The sequence below is a fragment of the Psychroflexus lacisalsi genome (genome assembly GCF_020164495.1).
GTDB classification, from domain to species: Bacteria; Bacteroidota; Bacteroidia; order Flavobacteriales; family Flavobacteriaceae; genus Psychroflexus; species Psychroflexus lacisalsi.
Map to the genome: position 1 here is coordinate 147,765 of NZ_JAIQYZ010000003.1, position 21,943 is coordinate 169,707.

General features: G+C 35.5%; 14 protein-coding genes. 8 read left to right on the forward strand and 6 right to left on the reverse strand.

Annotation, left to right across the window (positions count from 1 at the left end):
* Positions 1–45: 45 nt before the first annotated feature.
* The 3 genes from LB449_RS10205 to msrA all read left to right on the forward strand — a co-directional run bounded on the left by LB449_RS10205 (position 46) and on the right by msrA (position 2,728).
* Positions 46–1,140, forward strand: coding sequence for a Nif3-like dinuclear metal center hexameric protein (locus LB449_RS10205; protein ID WP_224455005.1), 1,095 nt, complete (start codon positions 46–48; stop codon positions 1,138–1,140).
* A 2-nt stretch (positions 1,141–1,142) separates the two neighbouring features.
* A complete protein-coding gene (locus LB449_RS10210; RefSeq protein WP_224455006.1) occupies positions 1,143–1,925 on the forward strand; it encodes a zinc ribbon domain-containing protein in 783 nt (260 codons plus the stop codon).
* Positions 1,926–2,077: 152 nt separating this feature from the next.
* Positions 2,078–2,728: a peptide-methionine (S)-S-oxide reductase MsrA gene (msrA, locus tag LB449_RS10215; protein WP_224455007.1), complete on the forward strand. Its 651-nt coding sequence runs from the start codon at positions 2,078–2,080 to the stop codon at positions 2,726–2,728.
* Positions 2,729–2,805: 77 nt separating this feature from the next.
* On the opposite strand, the gene LB449_RS10220 is transcribed toward msrA, so the two are convergent.
* The 4 genes from LB449_RS10220 to LB449_RS10235 form a co-directional block, all read right to left on the reverse strand.
* Positions 2,806–3,639, reverse strand: a complete 834-nt coding sequence (locus tag LB449_RS10220) for an alpha/beta fold hydrolase (RefSeq protein ID WP_224455008.1) — start codon at positions 3,637–3,639, stop codon at positions 2,806–2,808.
* 134 nt (positions 3,640–3,773) lie between these two features.
* Entirely contained in the window at positions 3,774–5,603 is a 1,830-nt protein-coding gene (gene rpsA / locus LB449_RS10225; RefSeq protein ID WP_224455116.1) for a 30S ribosomal protein S1, read from the reverse strand.
* Positions 5,604–5,775: 172 nt separating this feature from the next.
* Complete coding sequence (locus LB449_RS10230; protein ID WP_224455009.1) at positions 5,776–6,729, reverse strand: YihY/virulence factor BrkB family protein; 954 nt, start codon at positions 6,727–6,729, stop codon at positions 5,776–5,778.
* A 198-nt stretch (positions 6,730–6,927) separates the two neighbouring features.
* Entirely contained in the window at positions 6,928–8,100 is a 1,173-nt protein-coding gene (locus LB449_RS10235; protein ID WP_224455010.1) for a GlmU family protein, read from the reverse strand.
* 89 nt (positions 8,101–8,189) lie between these two features.
* On the opposite strand from LB449_RS10235, the gene panB reads away from it, so the two are divergent.
* Complete coding sequence (gene panB / locus LB449_RS10240) at positions 8,190–9,008, forward strand: 3-methyl-2-oxobutanoate hydroxymethyltransferase (protein WP_224455011.1); 819 nt, start codon at positions 8,190–8,192, stop codon at positions 9,006–9,008.
* 150 nt (positions 9,009–9,158) lie between these two features.
* On the opposite strand, the gene tamL is transcribed toward panB, so the two are convergent.
* Positions 9,159–11,432: a translocation and assembly module lipoprotein TamL gene (gene tamL / locus LB449_RS10245; RefSeq protein ID WP_224455012.1), complete on the reverse strand. Its 2,274-nt coding sequence runs from the start codon at positions 11,430–11,432 to the stop codon at positions 9,159–9,161.
* Positions 11,425–16,479 (reverse strand): translocation/assembly module TamB domain-containing protein, encoded by a 5,055-nt coding sequence (locus LB449_RS14055; protein WP_224455013.1) that lies wholly within the window; start codon positions 16,477–16,479, stop codon positions 11,425–11,427. Before LB449_RS14055 ends, tamL begins: the two co-directional genes overlap by 8 nt.
* A gap of 198 nt (positions 16,480–16,677) precedes the next feature.
* On the opposite strand from LB449_RS14055, the gene LB449_RS10255 reads away from it, so the two are divergent.
* The 4 genes from LB449_RS10255 to LB449_RS10270 all read left to right on the forward strand — a co-directional run bounded on the left by LB449_RS10255 (position 16,678) and on the right by LB449_RS10270 (position 21,839).
* Positions 16,678–18,306 (forward strand): acyl-CoA carboxylase subunit beta, encoded by a 1,629-nt coding sequence (locus tag LB449_RS10255; RefSeq protein ID WP_224455014.1) that lies wholly within the window; start codon positions 16,678–16,680, stop codon positions 18,304–18,306.
* Between the two features lie 199 nt (positions 18,307–18,505).
* Positions 18,506–19,162, forward strand: coding sequence for a succinate dehydrogenase cytochrome b subunit (locus LB449_RS10260; RefSeq protein WP_224455117.1), 657 nt, complete (start codon positions 18,506–18,508; stop codon positions 19,160–19,162).
* A gap of 3 nt (positions 19,163–19,165) precedes the next feature.
* On the forward strand, positions 19,166–21,088 hold the full coding sequence (locus LB449_RS10265) for a fumarate reductase/succinate dehydrogenase flavoprotein subunit (RefSeq protein ID WP_224455015.1): 1,923 nt from the start codon (positions 19,166–19,168) through the stop codon (positions 21,086–21,088).
* Between the two features lie 7 nt (positions 21,089–21,095).
* A complete protein-coding gene (locus LB449_RS10270; protein ID WP_224455118.1) occupies positions 21,096–21,839 on the forward strand; it encodes a succinate dehydrogenase/fumarate reductase iron-sulfur subunit in 744 nt (247 codons plus the stop codon).
* Positions 21,840–21,943: the final 104 nt, after the last annotated feature.

Below are 21,943 nucleotides of genomic sequence, written 5' to 3' on the forward strand. Positions count from 1 at the left end.
TGCAAAATTATAATTTTTAAATTTAGAGTTTAAAATACACAACTGATGATTGTAAAAGATATAATAGAAATTATCGAGGAACTTGCTCCTTCTTATTATGCTGAAGATTTTGATAATACCGGATTACTTGTTGGAGAACAGGACATGAAAGTGACTGGAGCGCTAATAACACTGGATACATTAGAATCAGTAATTGATGAAGCAATAAAAAATAATTGCAATTTGATCATAAGCTTCCACCCCATCATTTTTTCAGGATTAAAAAAACTGAATAATAAGACATATGTAGAACGTGTCATTCATAAAGCCATCAAACATGATGTCGCTATCTATGCTATGCATACAGCTCTAGATAATGTGTCTAAAGGAGTGAATGGGATGATTTGCGAAAAACTAGGATTAAAGAATACATCGGTTCTTATTCCTAAGTCAAAAACTATTAAGAAACTAACGGCCTATGTGCCTAAGGCAAATGCTAAAGCCGTAAGAGATTCACTTTTTAATGCTGGAGGAGGTAGCATTGGTAATTATGACTTGTGCAGTTTCAATATTGAGGGCATTGGCACCTTCAACGGGAATGAGAATTCCAATCCAACTATCGGAAAGCCTGGAAAGACTCAGTTTGAAGAAGAAATTCAAATCAATATGACTTTTTCCTCACACTTGCAGTCAAAAATTCTTAAAGCTCTTTTCGAAAACCATCCATATGAAGAAGTTGCTTATGAAATTGAAACTTTAGAAAATAATGATCAGGATCGCGGAATAGGAATGGTCGGAGAATTTGAAAAAGCCCTCGATCCTTCTGAAGCTTTTGCACATATAAAATCTGTTTTTAAAACAGGAGTCATAAGGCATTCTCAATTTAACAAAAAAATTATTAAGAGAGTTGCAGTATTAGGAGGTAGTGGTGCATTTGCTATAGAACGCGCTAAAGCGGCAAAAGCTGATCTTTATATAACAGCAGATTTAAAATATCATGACTTCTATAAGGCTGAAAATGAGATCCTCTTGGCTGATATTGGACATTATGAAAGCGAGCAGTATACAAAAGATTTAATACATGCTTATCTTACGAAAAAAATCCCTAATTTTGCACTCGTTTTATCTAATATTAATACCAATCCAATTCAATACTATTGATTATGGCAAAGAAAAAAGAGGTTACAGTAGAGCAGAAGTTAAGAGCTCTATACGATTTACAACTAATAGACTCACGTATTGACGAAATAAGAAATATGCGAGGTGAACTACCTCTTGAAGTTGAAGATTTGGAAGATGAAGTCGCAGGTCTTACCAAAAGAATTGAAAAACTTGATACTGATCTGAAGGTAACAGAGGAGAAGATAAAGGAGAAAAAACAATTCATAGTGGATGCAGAAGCTATGATCAAGAAGTATAAAGGCCAGCAAGATAATGTTAGAAATAACAGAGAGTTTGATGCTTTAACTAAAGAGATCGAATTCCAGGAGTTGGAAATCGAATTGGCTCAAAAACACATCAGAGAATATAGTGCACAAATTGAGCACAAATCAACAGTCATAGAAGAAACAAAAGAGAAGTTAGCTGAAAGACAAAATCACCTAGACCATAAGAAATCTGAGCTTGACAATATCTTAAACGAAACTCAAAAAGAGGAGACTTCTCTTACTGAAAAGTCTGACAAATTCAAGAAAGATATTGAGGAACGTTTAGTTAAAGCTTATACTAGAATTCGTAAGAATGTAAAAAACGGAATGGCTGTCGTAACAATTGAGCGTGGCGCTTCAGGTGGTTCATTCTTTACAATACCTCCTCAAGTTCAAGTAGAAATTGCTGCTAGACGTAAAGTCATTATCGATGAACATAGTGGTAGAATACTAGTTGACCAAGAACTTGCTAGAGAAGAAGAAGAAAAAATGGAGAAAATGTTTAAAAAACTTTCTTAACCTCCATTATCACATAATATATACTAAAAGCTCGGACGAAACTCCGAGTTTTTTTGTGTTTAATACATTAATATCTCAGATCAAGATGAATAAATTTAACGTCACATTAATTGATGTCACCCAATTTAACTCCTAATTTTACAGCAAAAAACATGAAATCATTTTTTAGTTTAATTTTCCTTTCCATTTTCTTTGTAAGTTGTAGCAAAGCTCAAAATTCCGCAACTCCGAGTGAGAAGGCTTCATCAAGTTTTGATGATAAAATTTATGAAAGAGCTTACTTTGCTAGCGGCTGCTTTTGGTGTGTAGAAACTATCTACGAAAGCGTAAAAGGTGTTGAAGAAGTTTTTTCTGGCTATTCGGGAGGTCATACAAAGAATCCAACCTATGAGTCAAGCAATACTGGCAGAACCGGTCACGCTGAAGCTGTTGAGGTTATTTATGACCCAGAGGTGGTAACTTTTGAAACTCTTGTGGATGTGTATTTCGGTTCACAAAATGTCATTCAGCAAAATGGACAGGGTCCAGATATTGGTTCTCAGTACCGCTCTATCATTTTTTACCAGAATGAAGATGAGAACAAAATAATTGATTATAAGATAGATGAATTATCAAAAGAATATGAAAAGCCAATAGCAGCAGAAATTAAAGAATTTGATAAATTCTGGATGGCAGAAGAATACCACCAAGACTATAAGGTCAATAATCCAAATAATCCTTACATTAGAAATGTCTCGACTCCTAGATTTACCAGATTCAAAGTAAGATTTCCAAAATTACTGAAATCAAAATCTGATAAATAATCTGATTAGTAAAATTAAAAAAGCCACTCTCGAGTGGCTTTTTTAATTTTTGTTTATATGGATATAGTATTATAAATCTATTTCAAGAAGTCAAGCAATAGAGAATTAAACTCCTTATGATGAGTAGTAACTAAACCGTGCGGTGCATCCTTAATGACCTCTAATTTAGGATTTGATATTAATTCCTTTGCCCTCTTTGCTGAAAATTCCAAAGGAACTATTTGGTCTCCATCTCCATGGACAATCAATGTCGGGATATCAAATTTTTCACAATCCTTTCTAAAATCTGTTTTTCCAAAACTATCCACACAGTCTAAAGTTGCTTTTCTGGAACCTTGCATAGCGAGATTCCAAGTAAATTCAAGCATTGCTTCACTTATTCTCTCACTTTTGAATGTATCATAGTTATAAAAGTTTTTACAAAATTCTTTAAAAAACTGAGGTCTGTCCTTAGATATGCCCTCTTTCATTCCATCGAATACAAATGCATCAACGGCATCATTGTCATCTGTCTTCATCATAAAAGGTGTCACGGCAGAAACGAGAACAGCTTTATCGATTAAAGAAGTTCCATAGTTTCCAATAAATCTGGCCACTTCTCCTCCACCCATTGAGAATCCAACAAGAATAACATTTTCAAGTTTTAATGTCTCAATAAGGTCTTTAAGATCTCTTGCAAGAGTATCATAATCGTATCCGTTCCAAGGCTTTGAGCTTTCACCAAATCCTCTACGGTCGTAAGAAATGACTCTATAGCCATTAGTTACCAAACTATCAATTTGGTATTCCCACATGGCACGATTTAAAGGCCATCCGTGAATTAATATAACAGGTTGACCACTTCCATAATCATTATAGGCTAGTTTTATGGCTTTTGATTTTTCTAGTGAAGATGTATTTAATTCGCTCATAAGTGTTTTCTTTCTAAGGTAAAACAAATCATAAATGTTGAAATTGAATTAAATAAAATTTAACCTTAAACTATATCCTACAAAAAAACCCTGCTTTTAGAAGCAGGGTTTTAATTTTTGAAATAAACTAAAAATTATTTATTTTCCATTTTATCCTTAAGTGCCTGCAATTCTGCATTGGCATCTCCGAAAGTAGTTTTCTTAGATTCGTCTTCAGACTTCTTAGCAGCCTTCTTAACAATCTGAGCTTCCTCTTCTCTGTGGATAGATGTATGTGAAGCGACAACACGCTTGAACTCTTTGTTGAATTCAATAATGATAAATTCTGCTGCTTCGCCTTTAGTAAGTTTTGTACCATCTTCTTTTTCAAGATAACGTTGAGGAACAAAAGCTGTAACATCTTCATTGAACTCAACAGTAGCACCTTTATCAACTATCTCAGTGATAGATGCAGCATGCTTAGTAGCCACTGCAAATTCATCAGAATATTTATCCCATGGATTTGTTTCAGTTTGCTTGTGTCCGAGGCTCAATTTGCGTCCTTCAACATCAAGTTCTAATACAACTACGTCAAGTTTATCTCCAACTTTACAGAATTCTGATGGATGCTTTATTTTCTTAGTCCAAGACAAATCAGAAATATAAATTAAACCATCAATTCCTTCTTCTAGTTCTACAAACACTCCGAAGTTTGTAAAGTTTCTTACTTCACCAACATGCTTAGATCCAACAGGATATTTGTTTGTAATATCAGTCCAAGGATCTGGAGTCAATTGCTTGATACCAAGAGACATTTTTCTATCTTCTCTATCGAGAGTAAGAATTTTAGCTTCTATCTTATCACCAACGTTTACAAAATCTTGTGCAGATCTCAGGTGAGTACTCCATGACATCTCAGAAACGTGGATCAACCCTTCAACACCTTCTTCTACTTCAATGAATGCACCGTAGTCTGCGATAACTGTAACTGTTCCGTTAACAACATCACCAACTTTTAGGCCTTCATCTAAAGCATCCCAAGGATGTTTATGTAATTGTTTTAAACCAAGTTGAATTCTTGTTTTATCTTCATCGAAATCAAGAATAACAACATTCAATTTTTGATCTAATTCTACAACTTCATTTGGATGGTTAATTCTTGACCAAGAAAGGTCAGTAATGTGAACCAATCCATCAACTCCACCAAGGTCTACAAATACTCCGTAAGAAGTAATGTTTTTCACAATACCCTCAAGTACTTGTCCTTTTTCTAGCTGACCAATGATTTCTTTTTTCTGTTCTTCGATATCCGCTTCGATAAGCGCTTTGTGAGAAACAACAACATTTTTGAATTCGTGGTTGATTTTCACAACTTTGAATTCCATGTTTTTTCCTACGTAAGCGTCATAATCACGAATAGGCTTCACATCGATTTGAGAACCTGGCAAGAAAGCTTCGATGCCAAAAACATCTACGATCATTCCACCTTTTGTTCTACATTTTACAGAACCGTTTACGATTGTTCCGTCCTCTTGAGCTTTATTAACACGCTCCCAAGCACGAATAACTCTCGCTTTTCTATGTGAAAGAATAAGTTGACCTTCAGCATCTTCTTTGATGTCGATGAGAACATCTACCTTATCTCCTACTTTTAGATCTGGATTGTAACGAAATTCATTTAATGATATTACACCTTCACTTTTCGCATTGATGTCGATAATCGCATCTTGATCTGTAAGGTGAACTACTGTTCCATCTACAACTTCGTTATGAAGTGTATCTACGAAATTTTCCTCAACTAATTTTTCGAATTGCTCTAACTGTGCATCATCAACTTCATCAATACCTTCTTCGTATTTGTGCCAGTTGAAATCTTCTAGAAATTGTTTTGGATTTTCTTGTTGTTCAGAAGGAGCAACTTTAGGGGTTGACTCTTCAGAACTTGCAACAGATTGTTGCTCTTTGGTTGTTTTGTCTTCAGCCATATGCTGATTTAAAATTTGTATTCTGTTCATCCAAGAAACTCAAGCAAAACTTACAGAAGAGATTAAATTATTTAAAATCAACCTTTTAAACGTTTCTTGTATTGCATTCAAAAGGATTGCAAAAATACAACTATTTATTGAAAATCAAAACCTTAGTTAAAAATTTTAAAGGCTATTCCTCAACCTCAACTTCTTCTACTCTAACTGCTTCTTTTTTAGGCTTCACCCCACCACCAATATTTCTAGCTATATAGTAGGTCACCTGTGCACCAAATAAGAAAATCACCACAGAGTAATAGATCCAAATTAAGAGTATAACAAGAGAACCTGCAGCTCCATAAGTAGAACTCAAGTCATTGGTCCCCATATAAAACCCGATAAGAAATTTTCCTACAATAAATAATAAGGCAGTGACTATAGCTCCAGCCCATGTGTCTTTCCATCGCACCTTTGCGTCTGGAAGTATTTTATACATCAGTGCAAAAATGACGATAAGAATAAGTTGTGAAATTATTATTTGAGCAATTGATATTAATTCCAAATTGATATCTGGTAATAGGTCGTCCAATTTGCCAAAAGAATAGGACACAATAGCATCCAGGATTAAGGAAACAATAAGGATAAATCCAATAACCAACACGACTGAAAAACTCAAGAGTCTGTCAAAAGCTAGTTTAACGTAACCTCTGTTGGGGATAGGTTTGATGTGCCAAATGTGATTAATACCCCTTTGTAAGCTCACAAAAACGGTAGTTGCAGAAAAAATAAGAATTGAAATACCAATAGTGGCAGATATTGCGCTGTCGGCATTGAAGGCAAAGTTTTCCAGAATACTTTCTAAAGTTTGCCTCGATTCTTCTCCAGCTAAACTTGTTATCTGACTGAAAAGCTCTTCTCTTATTTCGGATCGTTCATAAAGACTAGCTCCAACATTTAATATAATAATTAATAAAGCAGGAAGGCTAAAGATGGTGTAAAATGCAGTTCCTGCTGCAAAACTCATAGAATCATTGGAAGTGAAATCTTTGATAGAATCTACCAATATTTTCACATACTTAAACTCTAAAACTTTTTTTGTTCTTCTTTTTATTTCTGAAAACATGCTTGCAAAAGTAAAGGTGAACATTGCAACTTAAGCTAACATTAATAAAATTTATTAGTTTTAACTTGATTAAATAAAATTATCCAGGTTTTATGAGGTAATACTGAAGTGCTGTCAAGACTTTTCGGTAAGTCCAATGCACAAGTTTATCCTCTTCAACCATAGGCAAGCATTGTTTTTTTGAATAAAACTTGAATTTCATCAAAAAAATCTCAATAATTTCTAATCTCGGCGATAACTTGATGTCTTTTCAAATATTTCTTCCAAAATAGATTTATCTTTTTTTGTCAAGCTTAGGCCTCGGCGTTTCATCACAAGCTCTGCGACCTCAAATACTTTATTCAATTTGTAAGTAATCACACCTTGACTTCCTCCCCAGCTGAAACTCGGTACAAAGTTACGTGGAAATCCAGATCCAAAAATATTGGCGCTAACACCAACGATAGTTCCGGTGTTGAACATCATATTAATACTACATTTGGAATGATCTCCCATAATTAAACCACAAAATTGAAGCCCTGTGTCTTTAAATCTTCCGGAATCGTAATCCCAGAGTTTGACATTAGCATAGTTATTTTTGAGATTGGAGGTGTTGGTATCTGCTCCGATATTGCACCACTCCCCGATTACAGAATTACCCATAAAACCGTCATGCCCTTTGTTGGAATAGCCTAAAATCATTGAATTACTCACTTCTCCACCCACTTTGGAATGTGGACCGATTGTCGTTCCTGTATAAATTTTAGTCCCCATCTTCACTGTAGAATGATCACAGAGCGCAAAAGGTCCTCTTATGGCCGAGTTTTCCATCACTTCAGCACCTTTACCTATATATATTGGGCCGTCAGTTGCATTAAGTGTCCCATTATAAAGTTTTGCTCCTTCTTCTATAAAAATAAAATCAGAATTAAAACAAGTTACCGTTTCTGGAATAGGCTGAGATGTTCTTCCACTGGTTAGTAACTTGAAATCACCCTCAATCGCCTTATGATTTTTTGAAAACAAGTCGGTCACATTTTCTATATAATCCAGTTCTATATTTAGTTGAGAATTTTTTGGTGTTTGTAAATCAAGACTTTGATTTAGAGATAATCGATAAGCCAAAACAATTTCTCCGTGCTTCAGGACTTCATCTTTATTTAAATTTTTCACCTGTTCAAAAAAGTCTTCAGAAGCTAAATATCTGGCATTGATATAAAGATTGTCTCCTTCAACGTGTTCGGGATATTTTTGTGTGAGATATGTTTCAGTTTTGTAAGAAACGTCGGCTTTAGAAATATGCTCCCATTTTTCTTTCAGAGTTAAAATCCCTAATCGTAGCTCCGCAATAGGTCTCGTATAAGTTAAGGGAAGAAACTGTGAACGTAAATGGTCGTCAAATAGAATAATATTCATGGCAAAGCTAGTTTTAGTTTCGGGTTATGAAATCGTTTGAGCGTGAACTTAAAATTAAGTAATTTAGCAATTCAAATAAAACTAAAATTATGTCTGTAGCCAAGAAGCAATACAAAAGAATTACGGTTAAGTCTCTTATTGAGATGAAAGCAAATTCTGAAAAAATATCTATGCTGACTTCCTACGACTTCACCATGGCTCAAATTGTTGACCATGCTGGAATAGATGTGATTTTGGTTGGTGATTCTGCTTCCAACGTTATGGCTGGTCATGAAACTACACTTCCTATTACACTAGACCAAATGATTTATCATGCTTCTGGTGTAATACGTGCAGTCAAAAGAGCTTTGGTTGTGGTTGACTTACCTTTTGGAAGTTACCAAAGTGACCCGAAAGAAGCTTTGCGTTCTTCAATCCGCATTATGAAAGAAAGTGGAGCTCATGCAGTAAAACTTGAGGGAGGAAGTGAAATAAAAGATTCTATAAAACGTATTTTAAAAGCTGGAGTCCCTGTGATGGGTCATCTTGGATTGACTCCACAATCCATCTACAAATTTGGGACTTACACGGTGAGAGCCAAAGAAGAATATGAAGCACAAAAGCTTAAAGAAGATGCATTAATGCTGGAACGCATTGGGTGTTTTGCGATTGTTCTTGAAAAAGTTCCTGCCAAACTTGCCGAGGAAGTTGCAAAAAGTGTTCAGGTTCCTGTAATTGGTATTGGTGCCGGTGCGGGAGTTGACGGCCAAGTACTGGTACTTCACGATATGTTGGGAATGAACAAAGAATTTAGCCCTAAATTCTTAAGACGATATGCTGATTTAGAATCGGTTATGACAAAGGCGATACAGCATTATAACGAAGATGTGAAAGCTCAAAAATTTCCGAATGAAGAAGAGCAATATTAGACCCGCCTGAATGAATTAGTCGGGCAAACCCACTTCAATAAGCTATTCTCGCAAATACGACTAAATAACTGGGCTGGGCTGGACTGAATGAGTGAATTAATCAGAAAATCCAGCCTGAATGAATTAGTCGAGTAGATTCAGTATTATTTTTTAAAAAGGATAACCAATAGCAAAATTGAGCACTGGGTTTGCAGAATCAAAATTCCATGACGATGTTGGTTCTTTAATAGGAGTAGCTAAATCTAACCTGATGACAAATCCTTGAATATCTACACGCAAGCCAAAACCTGCGCCAGCACCAAGCTCATTTAAGAAATTTGAAGAAAATTTACCACCTGGTGTTGCTTCGTTATCATTAACAAGCCACACATTTCCTGCGTCTGCGAAAAATGCTCCATTGAGATATTCTGTAATAGGAAATCTGTATTCAAGATTCGCTTCTAATTTGATATCGCCGGATTGATCAAAAAATGAATTGCTACTATCTTCTGGAGAAAAAGTTCCTGGGCCTAATGAACGTATTCTGAATGCACGCACACTGTATGGTCCACCTGAGAAAAATTGCTTTACAAAAGGTAAAGACTCGGTCGTACCCATTGGCTGACCCATGCCCGCAAAAATTCTTCCAATCAGCTTTTGTCTTTTTTCATCTAATTTTAGGTGATAACGTATATCTAAATCAGCCTTAAAATAATGAGCATACTCAAGTCCTATAAATTCATTTTGTCCAGCATCGTTCTGTGAACCCAGTAAATTCAAACCATTACCAGCCATATCGTAATTAAACCCAAAATAAAAACCCTGGCTTGTCGATTGGTCCTTAATTTCATTGTAAGTGAAATTATAAGTGAGACCAGCTATAAATTGCTGTTCAAAACTTCGTCTTAAAAAAGGATTATTATCAAGAATTTGATCAAAATCTTCTGAAGTATTACCCAAATTCACATATTCTAGATTGATTGGTCTCAACTGATGGGAGACATAACTATTGCCTTCCCACAGGTAACCAAAGGAAGATGAAATAGAGTTTAAGGTGTAAAGTCTGGTTCTGCTTAAATAGTCTAGACCGAGGCTTACCTTAGTTTTTGGAATCGCATATGCAAAGTTTTCATTGAGATCTATTGGAAAAATTAATCGTGGTAATAAAATCGAAGCATTCAATCCTACCTGGATACTACTCAACCCCTGATCTCCAGTTTTTCCAAAAAATTGTTGTTCATAACCTCCACTGAGAGAAAGTCTAAACAATTCCCCTCCTTTGAATAAATTCCTCTTAGAGTAAACCGCACTCAAATTTGGACCAGCAAAATTATTTGATTTGGTCACACCCTGAAGCTCTAGCCTTAAGGAACGCTTATTCATAGGAGACAAGAAAATATCTGCCTTAAGATTTCTTTCACCATCAGTGTTTGTAAGCGTGTCGATTTCCTGATAATCGATATTTACAAACTTATAGGTGTTTAGGGATGATAAACGTCTACTTGTATATCTTGATAGTTTAGGATTATAAGTTTCTCCTGGTTCGATGAGAACATAAGGCTTTAAGTATTTTGGTTTTATAAATTCTGAATTTTGTACAAAGTTGAAACCCTGGTAATTGATTGTATCTTTAGCTTCTTCTTTATTTTCTAAAGTCCTATTAGGGTGAATGTTAACCTCATCAATCACATAAGAAACCAGAGACTTTTCTGGCACTTGAGTTTTCAATCTCAAATATAAATTAAAACGCCTGTCATCATAAGCATTTGTATCTGCTTCAAAAATTAAAAAATCCGAGTTGAAGTTATAGTAACCGCGATCCTTCAGATAATTATCGATTCGCTCACGTTCAGAAATAAGTTCATCAAAATTGAAAAGACTTTTTTCTTTTATTTCGGTAAACTCCAGCGATGACTGTATATCCTTATAAATCTGAAGAGAGTCTTCAAAAGTTTTATTGAGCTGGTAAGATTCAAGGCTATAAGGTTCTGGTAAGTTGATTGAGTATTGCACCGATGTAGAGACATCGGCCGAGTCAATTTCTACTATGGAAGATATACCACCGCCAAAGTAACCGCTATTTTGTAGTCTGTTTTTCAAAATTTTTTCAACCTCGGAAACATTGATATCCTCAAAATAATAGGGATCTTCTCCAACTTGCTTATTCAAAAATTTATTAATGAAACCTGGTCTTTCTCTATTTGACTTATAATTGAAGTATAATCCAGGACGCATTCCAAGAAACTTCGTATTCTTATTTCTAGAAATGGCAGAATTGAGCTTGGACCTCAGTTTATCAATTTCTTTTCCCTTTTTGTTTTCAAATTTAATTTCTGACCCGGTGTACAAGGTTTTATCTTCTGGAATATATTCTTGAACACTACAAGAAGACAACACAAGAAATGCAGTAATGGCAAACAAAAAGTATTTTAAAAAACTACTCATCCTTTTTAGTTTCCTGTTCTGTTTTATTTTCAAATTTTGATTCAGCATTGACCTCTTCTTCTTTTAAAGATTCTCTATAAGCTTTATCCCAAAGTACTTTGAATTTATTGAATTCCCGGGTAAAAATAAGTGCAATACCACTAACGAAAACCTGACCATCAATAACATTCTCATATTCACTTTTTCTAAATCCTCTCAATTTCCATCTCCCATCTTCGGTAAGTAGATATTCTACACTTACATTTCCTACAAGTGCCTGGCTTTCTCCAGCCCGCTGCTGACCCTGGACATTCATTGAGCTTCCTGCTTCCACAACAAGTCTATCGTCCATTAATTTCTTTTGTGCTGTCACATCTACATCTGTTCTATTTTGAGAAGTATTTCCCTGATAATCTGTATAACTATTCACGTCAAAATTGAGTGAGATTCCAGTATTCCCTGTCAACTTATCTGAAAAGGTATTCAATTGATCCGATAAGGCCTGGTTAATGTTGTCTCTAGCCATTGTCGCCGGACCACCTTGGCTTCCGTCGCTACCAGATTCAGGATAAAAGCGGTTCAATACTAGCAATGAAAACACTTGTTTGTTTAACTGATCTTCTTGCTGGTTAACCTGAGAAATTTTTGAATAGACGGATCCATTGATAGCTCCTTGCCTATCTTCTGGCATATCCAGTTGAAAATTGAGTTCTGGTGACATCAATTGTCCTTCAACCCCTAGATAAACTAAAAATGGTAATTGTTGTTTATATCTATTTTGTGTAATAGAATTTTCTCCAGCTGTTTGAGAAGCCATTAAGGAACTTGCAGAAGTTTCTACTTTATAAATTGCTCTCAAATCCAATTCTGCGTTATATGGGTCTCCACTCCATGTCACCGAACTTGATGGAGCAATATCGAACTTTCTCTTTACAATATTATAGAGGTTTAATTCTACACTACCGTTTGAAACTTCATACTTTCCAGCAAGATTCATTTTACCAGTTCTTGAAATCGAAAACTTAAAATCTCCGCCTCCTTGTATGCTTACATTATCGTTGGTCCTTTTATTCAAGATGACTTTAACTCTAGATTTATCTTGAATGTTAATATTACTATTCAAGTCGATTCCAGTCAAAACTGCCTCAAAATCTTCATCTTCTTTTTGAGTGAGTATGTCGTCTGGATTTTGCTTATTTACAAACACAACGACACCGTCTCTTTCTTTAATACTAGCTTGAGATTCTGGGATTATGTAAGTAAGAGTTGTTGCATCTTTTATGGAAAGGTCAAGATTTACCTTAGGAAAATCTAAGTCACCTTTTAATTTTGCTGAAGCATCAAAAACTAACTTACCGAAGTATAAATCATTATTTTCTGCTGTTGTGTTTAATAGTCGAAAGTCTTTTGCATCAAAGGACAAATTAAATTTAGGATTAGTGAGTTCTTTAGTAGAGATGGACCCATTAACCGATAGTTTATTTCCATCATTATCTACAACTGAAAATTCTTTTAAACTAATTTTATCCTTAGAAAATTCAATTCGTTCATCTTTCAGGTTGTAAAGCGTATTTAATAGCTTTAAATTGAATTGAACATCGTTAAAAGTCAAGTCGCCTTTGTAATCTAAATCATCCAGAGGTCCACTGATTTCGAAATCACCTTTTAAATATCCATTTGTTTTTTTGATGAAATCTTGTGCAAAACTTTCTATGGTTTCCATTTCAAGCTTATTCAACCCTATTGTGAAATCGATGCTAGTTTCTGTTGAACTTGCACGGTAATTACCAACCACATCGAGGTCTATTCCAGCATCTTTCAAGCTAAGTTTTAAGTCGTAATCTTCATCAGATTTTGCTTCTGCTGTCAATGATAAATTCCCTAAAGGGACTTCAGTGACTCGCAAATCTTCAATATTGAGATTGGAAACCAATCCATTGGAAACAAAAGGTTCTATCAAAACTAAGTTACCGCTCAATTTTCCTCCAGCCAGTTTTTCATCTGGATTAAAATAACTAGTGAAATTGGAAAGTCTAAAGTTATCGATAACTATTCCCAGATGTCTTTTTTCAAAATCTAACTCGTCTGTTAACTCTATGGTTTGAGAATTACTATTTAATTTAAAATTATTGACATCAATTCTATCGCTTTGGTAAACGATCTCATTATCATCTGGTATTGACCACTCAGAAGCGTTCAAAATCAATTGATCTGGAGAAACAGTTATCCTGTAAAGGCCATTTTCCTCAAATTTCACTGTAATCAAAGAGCTAAAAAAGTCCTTTTCATCCTTGGAAGCATCCAGGTTCAAACTCAGTAAATCATCTTCAAACTTACCTTGCAATAGGGTTTCGGCTACATCCAAAGGACCGGAATTTATATTATCGAATCCAAAGCTAAAATTCGCAGAATTTCCGTTGGAATCCAGATCGAGTGCTAAACCCAAAATCTCATTGTTCTGATAATTTAGATAAGGAAGCTTAAGGCTTGATGCAAGTTTATTTTTTTCTCCTTCAAACTGGATAAAAGCTTTAAGTGTATCCATTTGTTGGATCCCATCCACAAATACGTCAGACAGAATCGGAGAATTAGCAAAATCTAGTTTTAAGTCCAAGTTGACCTTAGAGCTTGGAATTTTGCCCTGAAGCGTGTCTTTAGAATAGGTTTTAAAGTGATTTTGTATAGCATTGGACATCCCTTGAATATTTGAATTTGAAGTTAAATTGGCATTCAAAAACTTACTAGTAATTTCTGCAATGGTTTGAGTGGAATCTACTTTGGAGGAAAAATCAAAACCACCTAAATAATAAGGGCGATCATCATAAACTACCAAGCCGTCATTTAGCTGGGCATCGAGTTTAAATTTCTCCAAATTTCCTTCGAATTGAATCTTAGCGAGCACTTTTGCTCTCAAATCTTTGGAGGAAAGTCCAAGTGCCTTAGTATTTATACCCTCTAAATTAAAATTCAGATCAACTATACTTGATATAGAATCCAATTCTAAAGCTGAAGCAAAATCAAACTGAAGATTTTCATCACTGTAATCAAATTCTATATCTCCACTACCATGTTCTAAATTTCCATTGATTTCCAGACCAGAAAACACATAATCATCCAGTCTGATGCTGTCAATTTTAGAAGATAGCTGAGCAGTAAGATCGTAGATGGACTTACCATTACCTTTGGAAGAAAGTTGCATGCTCAATTCTCCAAGGTTTTCATTTTTGAGAATATCGCCAACTTTTATGGATTTTAGATCCACACTTACATCATAATCAAAAGCAGTGGTTGAGTTTAGATATCCATTTAGTTGGATAGTTCCAAATGAACTTTTCAGCTTGCTTTTCGTTGAGAAATCATTCCTATCTTTTTTGAAATTTCCAGAAAGAACGACATTTTCAGGAAATGAAATTCCTAAATCTTCTGCTGAAATAAATTTAGATAAATCTTTACGACTGGATCTTGCTTTAAGGCCATTCAAATCAAAACCTAAAGCCTCAACATCACTAAGTTGAGTTAGGTTTCCTTTAAATTCAATTTTAGTATGTTCTCCCCAATCAAGAATGAATTCTGGAACATTAAGTTTTTCCAGATCACCATCAGCCTGAAATTTTCCTTCAAATGTGTGTTGTGCCAGGTTTTGAATCTGATTATTTTTCTTTAATTCAGAAGAAAAAATATAAGCATCTTTTACATCAACTTTTATGCTGCTGACATCTAGATTTATAACTGACTTTTTCGGAGAATTAATCAGACGATCAAGATTGCTGTAATTCAATTTCAGGTTAGCATAGAGCAAACTATTATTCAATTTGAATCTTAAGTTTTGTAGAGTAGTTTCTTCTGAATTTAATTTTGCATCTACTTTTAACTCCTGCAAGGAAAGTCCGCTTTCCTCCTCAAATCGTAGGTCGTCGAGATCAAATCTCAAACTTTCATCTTTGGATACTTGTAAATTATTTAGCTTAAAGTAGAGTGACTGGAATGCAAGAGCCTCAGGAGAAAAAATATTTTTTAATGGTCTTTTACCATTTTGATAGAATTCAATGTTCTGGTTCTGAATATCAATTTCGTTTATATTCACAGCCCACTGAGGCCAGATAAACGATTTTGGTTCTGTACTTTCTTTAAGATTTTCATCTGTATTTTGATTAGAATCCATCTCCAACTTCACGCGGCTATCTTTCCAGACCAGCTGATCTAAATTCAAAACTTGATTCTCCAGATTCAAGTCCAGTTCAGACAAATTTAAATCGTTGAAATATGTTTCAGATGTTATACTTTGAGGTCGAGAATTATAATTGATTTTAACATTACTTATGCTCAAATCATCCACTAGAATCCATGGTAACTTCGTTGTATCTTCTTCTTCTGAAGGTGGTGCTTCTTTATTTTGATTAAACGTAACAGAAGTGTTTTTCAAATTAACTTCAGCTATATGGAATTTCATATTTTGAAGATCAATCTCTTCACTTTCCACTTCTAAATTGCCTAAAACAAGTTCTGTATTAATTCCAGTCACCTCGTCTTGGTAGGACAAATCAAATTCTGAAAATGAAATTCGACCAATTGATATCTGATAAGAATCTGTTTGACTACTCTCTGTATTAACATCTTCTGTGCTTTCTTCAGAAGAGGCAAACGCATCAATTATGTATTGAAAATTAAAACCTTTGAGGGTGTCTTTCCGATGGACGTAAGCTTTTAGTCCACGCCAGTCAACCAAGTCTATTTTTATTTCATCGCCAAAAAGAAGAGGTCGAAAAGGAACATTGGCTTCTAAATATTTTGAATACACCAAAGTATCTTCTGAAGTGTCTTCCAGATAAAGGTCTTCTAATGTCAGATTCCCTGAAAAAGTAAGGTAAAGCTTTCCAACTGTGAATTCGGTATCGATCTTTTCACTCACATAGTCAGTTACCTTTCCTACGATGATATTTTGTCCCCAAGGGCTTCTTACAAATAGGATAAGTAGGATAAAAAGGGTGAAAACTATAAATAAGAATCTAAGAGTAAATAGAAGAATTTTCTTGACAGTAGATCGAGATGTGGGTTGCTTGTTTGTCACTAAAATTAAATAAAGGTCAAATTTATAACAACAAAGCTAGTCCAGATGATTTAAGGTGTTTAATTTTAAGAAAATGAGTTTTCGTTTAGATGAATGATGGCAAATTCCAAAGAAAAATAAAGCAAGAGTTAGCGAAAACGATTAAGGATTATTGGATTGGTTTTGTATTTTAGCGACTCAACCTATAGAACTTAATTCATGGACATAAAATTCAATAAAAACGAAGATCACAATAAACTTCTGGTTTCAGACTTAAGAAGCAGATTTGCGAAAGTAAGTCTTGGTGGTGGCGAGAAAAAAATAGAAAAGCACCATGGTAAAGGTAAAATGACAGCCCGTGAGCGGATAGATTTCCTACTGGATGATGCCAATAATGCTATTGAGATTGGAGCTTTTGCAGGCGACGGAATGTATGAAGAGCATGGTGGTTGCCCTGGAGGAGGTGTTGTAGTGAAAATTGGAAAAGTCTCTGGAAAGAAAGTTATAGTTGTCGCCAATGACGCTACAGTAAAAGCTGGCGCCTGGTTTCCTATTACAGGAAAAAAGAATTTGAGAGCTCAGGAGATTTCAATTGAAAATAGATTACCGATTATCTATTTGGTCGATAGTGCTGGCGTTTATCTTCCTATGCAGGATGAAATTTTTCCAGATAAAGAACATTTCGGGAGAATATTCAGAAACAATGCCGTCATGAGCAGTATGGGCATCACACAAATTTCTGCTGTGATGGGAAGCTGTGTTGCTGGAGGAGCTTACTTGCCTATTATGAGTGATGAAGCGATGATAGTTGACAAAACGGGAAGTATTTTTCTTGCCGGTAGCTATTTGGTAAAAGCTGCTATTGGTGAAAGTGTAGATAATGAAACCCTTGGTGGTGCGACAACGCATTGCGAAATAAGTGGTGTTACAGACTATAAGGCTACAGATGATAAAGATGCTTTGACCAAAATCAAAAATATAGTTGATAAAATTGGCGATTTTGACAAAGCAGGATTTAATCGTAAAAAACCTAAAAAACCTAAACTCGATCCAAAAGAGATTTATGGATTACTTCCGGCGAAACGAAGTGACCAATACGATATGATGCCTATTATTGAGCGTCTTGTGGATGACTCTGAATTTGATGAATATAAAAAAGGCTTCGGCCAGACCATTATCACTGGTTACGCACGAATTGATGGATGGGCCGTCGGTATTGTGGCCAATCAGAGAAAGATTGTAAAAACCAAAAAAGGTGAAATGCAGTTTGGTGGTGTTATTTACAGTGACTCTGCCGACAAAGCCACTCGATTTATCGCCAACTGTAATCAGAAAAAAATTCCGTTGGTTTTTATTCAAGATGTCACAGGATTTATGGTAGGTAGCAAGAGTGAGCATGGAGGAATTATAAAAGACGGTGCTAAAATGGTAAACGCTGTGAGTAATTCTGTCGTTCCTAAATTTACGGTGATTATTGGTAATTCCTACGGTGCTGGAAATTATGCCATGTGTGGTAAAGCTTATGATCCGAGATTGATTTTTGCCTGGCCGAGTGCTGAACTTGCTGTGATGAGTGGGAACTCAGCAGCCAAAGTCTTGCTTTCTATTGAAACTTCACGACTAAAAGCAAAAGGTGAAAAAATCACTGAAGAGAAACAAAAAGAACTTTACGATAAAATAAAGAATAATTACGACGAGCAAACCAGTCCTTATTATGCTGCTGCAAGATTATGGACAGATGCCGTCATTGAACCACTAGACACTAGAAAATGGATTTCTAATGGTATAGAAGTTGCAAACCATGCTCCTATCACCAAAGACTTTAATTTGGGAGTGATTCAAACCTAAAATTTTTTAATTTATAAAATTGGAAACCCTGCGAAATCAAATTTCTCAGGGTTTTTTTATTAAATACAGCTCAAAATCCTTAATTGCCAAAAAGCTGATTATACTCAGTAAACCAATCAATTAATATCTAAAGCTCTTATTTCTTGTTAGGAATATTGTAATTTAGATACTTAAATAAAATTATATAATAGTGTGGTTCATTAAAAACGCAATAACCCGAAAAAATTTGATGGCTTTAACGGGCCTTTTCCTATGTTTTTTTTTAATTATTCATTTGCTCGGGAATTTACAACTCTTAATGCCTCCAAATGAAGCACGATTGCAGTATAATTTATACAGCGATTTCCTGTCAAATAATATTCTGGTAAAACTGATTTCTTATGTATTATATGCCAGTATTCTGGTCCATACCATAGATTCCATTTACTTAAGCATCAAAGCAAAGAAAGCCTCTGGCTCTTCGTATGTTGTAGATAAACGAAATCGAGCCAGCAAATGGTATTCAAGGCAAATGATGCTACTCGGTACTCTTATATTTGCCTTTTTGGTCATTCACTTCAAAGATTTTTGGTTCATCTACAAATTTGGTACACTTCCAATGGATTCTGCTGGAAATAAGGACCTTTACGGATTGGTAGTGGCTTCCTTTCAGGATTTGTGGTACGTTATTTTGTATGCTATCTCCATTTTAGTTTTGGGTTTTCATTTATTACATGGTTTTTTTAGCGCATTTAGAACCATTGGTTTGTATAATCCTAAATACAATCGCATTGTCAAATTGATAGGTGTGATTTTCGCTGTCTCGATGACCATAGGTTACTTCGTCATTCCTTTTTATATTTATTTAAACGTTTAAGTTATGGCTAAAAAAATTTATGCTAACATTCCTGAAGGAGATTTGAAAGACAAATGGAGTAATTATAAAGCACATGCAAAACTTGTAAGTCCAAACAATCGAAAAAAACTTGATATCATAGTAGTTGGAACTGGATTGGCAGGTGCTTCGGCAGCAGCATCTTTAGCTGAAATGGGCTATAAAATCAAGAGTTTTTGTTTCCAAGATTCGCCTCGGCGTGCACATTCTGTTGCTGCTCAAGGTGGCGTCAATGCCATGAAAAACTATCAAAACGATGGTGATAGTGTATACCGTATGTTTTATGATACACTTAAAGGAGGAGATTTCAGATCACGTGAAGCTAACACCTATCGCTTGGCAGAATGTTCAGCTAGCTTAATTGATCAAGCAGTTGCTCAAGGAGTACCTTTCGGCCGGGAATACAGCGGTTATCTGCGGAACAGATCCTTTGGTGGTGTGCAGGTTTCAAGAACCTTTTATTCTCGTGGACAAACCGGACAGCAGTTGCTTTTAGGTTCATACCAAGCCTTAATGAGACAAAAAGAACAGGGAAATGTTCAACTTTTTGCTCGCCATGAGATGTTGGATCTTGTCCTTATTGATGGAAAGGCAAAAGGAATTATTGCCAGGAATTTGGATACAGGAAAAATTGAACGCCACGGCGCACATGCGGTTATTTTGGCCACAGGTGGATTTGGTAAAATTTATTATTTATCTACTCTAGCGATGGGCTGTAACGCATCGGCTCTTTGGCGAGCGCATAAAAAAGGAGCATTGATGGCAAATCCTAGCTGGACTCAAGTTCACCCTACTAGTTTACCACAAAGTGGTCCATACCAATCCAAGTTAACCTTAATGTCGGAATCTTTACGAAATGACGGTAGAATTTGGGTTCCACAATTAAAAAATGAGCAAAGATCAGCAGTTGAGATTCCAGAAGAAGAACGCGATTATTACCTTGAACGAAAATATCCGTCCTTCGGAAATTTAGCGCCAAGAGATATTGCTTCCCGAGCAGCAAAAGAACAAATTGATAAAGAAAAGGGAGTAGGAGCTTTAAAGAATGCTGTTTATCTAGACTTTTCTCATGCCATCAAAGAATACGGACAGGAATTAATTGCTGAGCGTTATGGAAATTTATTCAATATGTATCAGAAAATCACAGGAATTGACGCTTACAAGGAGCCTATGAAAATATCACCCTCTGCGCACTTTTCAATGGGTGGGTTGTGGGTTGATTACGATTTGATGACTACTATTCCCGGACTTTTTGCCATTGGAGAGGCAAATTTTTCTGATCATGGGGCAAACAGACTTGGAGCCAATTCCTTACTTCAGGCCTGTGTGGATGGTTATTATATAACCCCTTACACAATACAAAATTATTTAGCCGATCAAATTCAGGTTGAAAAAACAGATACAAATCATCCAGCTTTTGCTACAGCAGAAAAACAAGTTCAAGAGCAATTGAATCGGTTTATAAATCAAAAAGGCACTAGAACAGCAGAAGAGTTTCATCGTGAATTAGGTAAAATCCTATACGATAAATGTGGCTTATCTCGATCTGAAGAAGGTCTGAAAAGTGCCATTTCTCAAATTCATAACCTCAGAGAGGAATACAAGAAAAATCTACTCGTCCCTGGTGATGCAGAAGATATTAATAGCGAACTGGAAAAAGCAGGAAGAGTCAGTGACTATATGGAGCTTTCTGAACTCATGTGTATCGATGCTCTCAATCGAAATGAATCCTGCGGAGCTCATTTTAGGGAAGAATATCAAACAGAAGATGGTGAAGCCCAACGAGATGATGAGGAGTTTGCTTACAGTGCTGCCTGGGAATGGAATGGAGAGGCGTCCTCTCCTATTTTGAATAAAGAGCCACTTGAGTTTGAATATGTTCAGCCTACTCAAAGGAGTTACAAATAAAATTGCAATGAAAATAGATCTAAAAGTCTGGCGACAGAAAAATCAAAATACTAAAGGCCATTTAGAATCTTATGTTCTGGAAGAAGTTGATGCAGAAATGTCTTTCCTTGAAATGTTGGATATGCTTAACTTAAAACTGGCCAAACAAGGAGAACGTCCAGTTGAATTTGATCATGATTGTCGCGAAGGCATTTGCGGACAATGTGGAGTAATGATAAATGGAATTGCACATGGACCCATTAAAAACACAACCACCTGTCAATTGCACATGCGTTATTTTAAAGATGGCGATACTATTTATGTTGAACCCTTTAAAGCAAAAGCTTTTCCTGTTATTCGTGATTTGAAGGTTGATCGCTCCGCATTAGACGATATCATTGCCGCGGGTGGATATATATCAGTAAACACTGGACAAGCTCCAGAAGCTAATAGTATTTTGATTTCTCACGAAGAGGCGGAATCAGCATTTGACTCTGCGGCCTGCATTGGTTGCGGAGCTTGCGTGGCCACTTGCAAAAATGCGAGTGCTGCTCTTTTTGCCTCATCAAAAATCAGTCAATTGGCAAAACTACCTCAAGGAAAAAAGGAGAGTAGCAAACGAGCGGTCGATATGGTGAACCGCATGGAAGATTTGGGTTTTGGTCACTGTACAAATACTGAAGCCTGTCAAGTCGAATGTCCACAAGATATTTCAGTATTGAATATTGCACAAATGAATTACGAGTACAATAAAGCAAAGCTAAAAAAGTAGTTTTAGTACAACTTTCAAAATAAAACTTTATAGAGTTGTAGATTTGAATTCAATTTATAAAATTTAAAAACTTCAATTATAAAGCGAAATTGATAAGTCTAAAA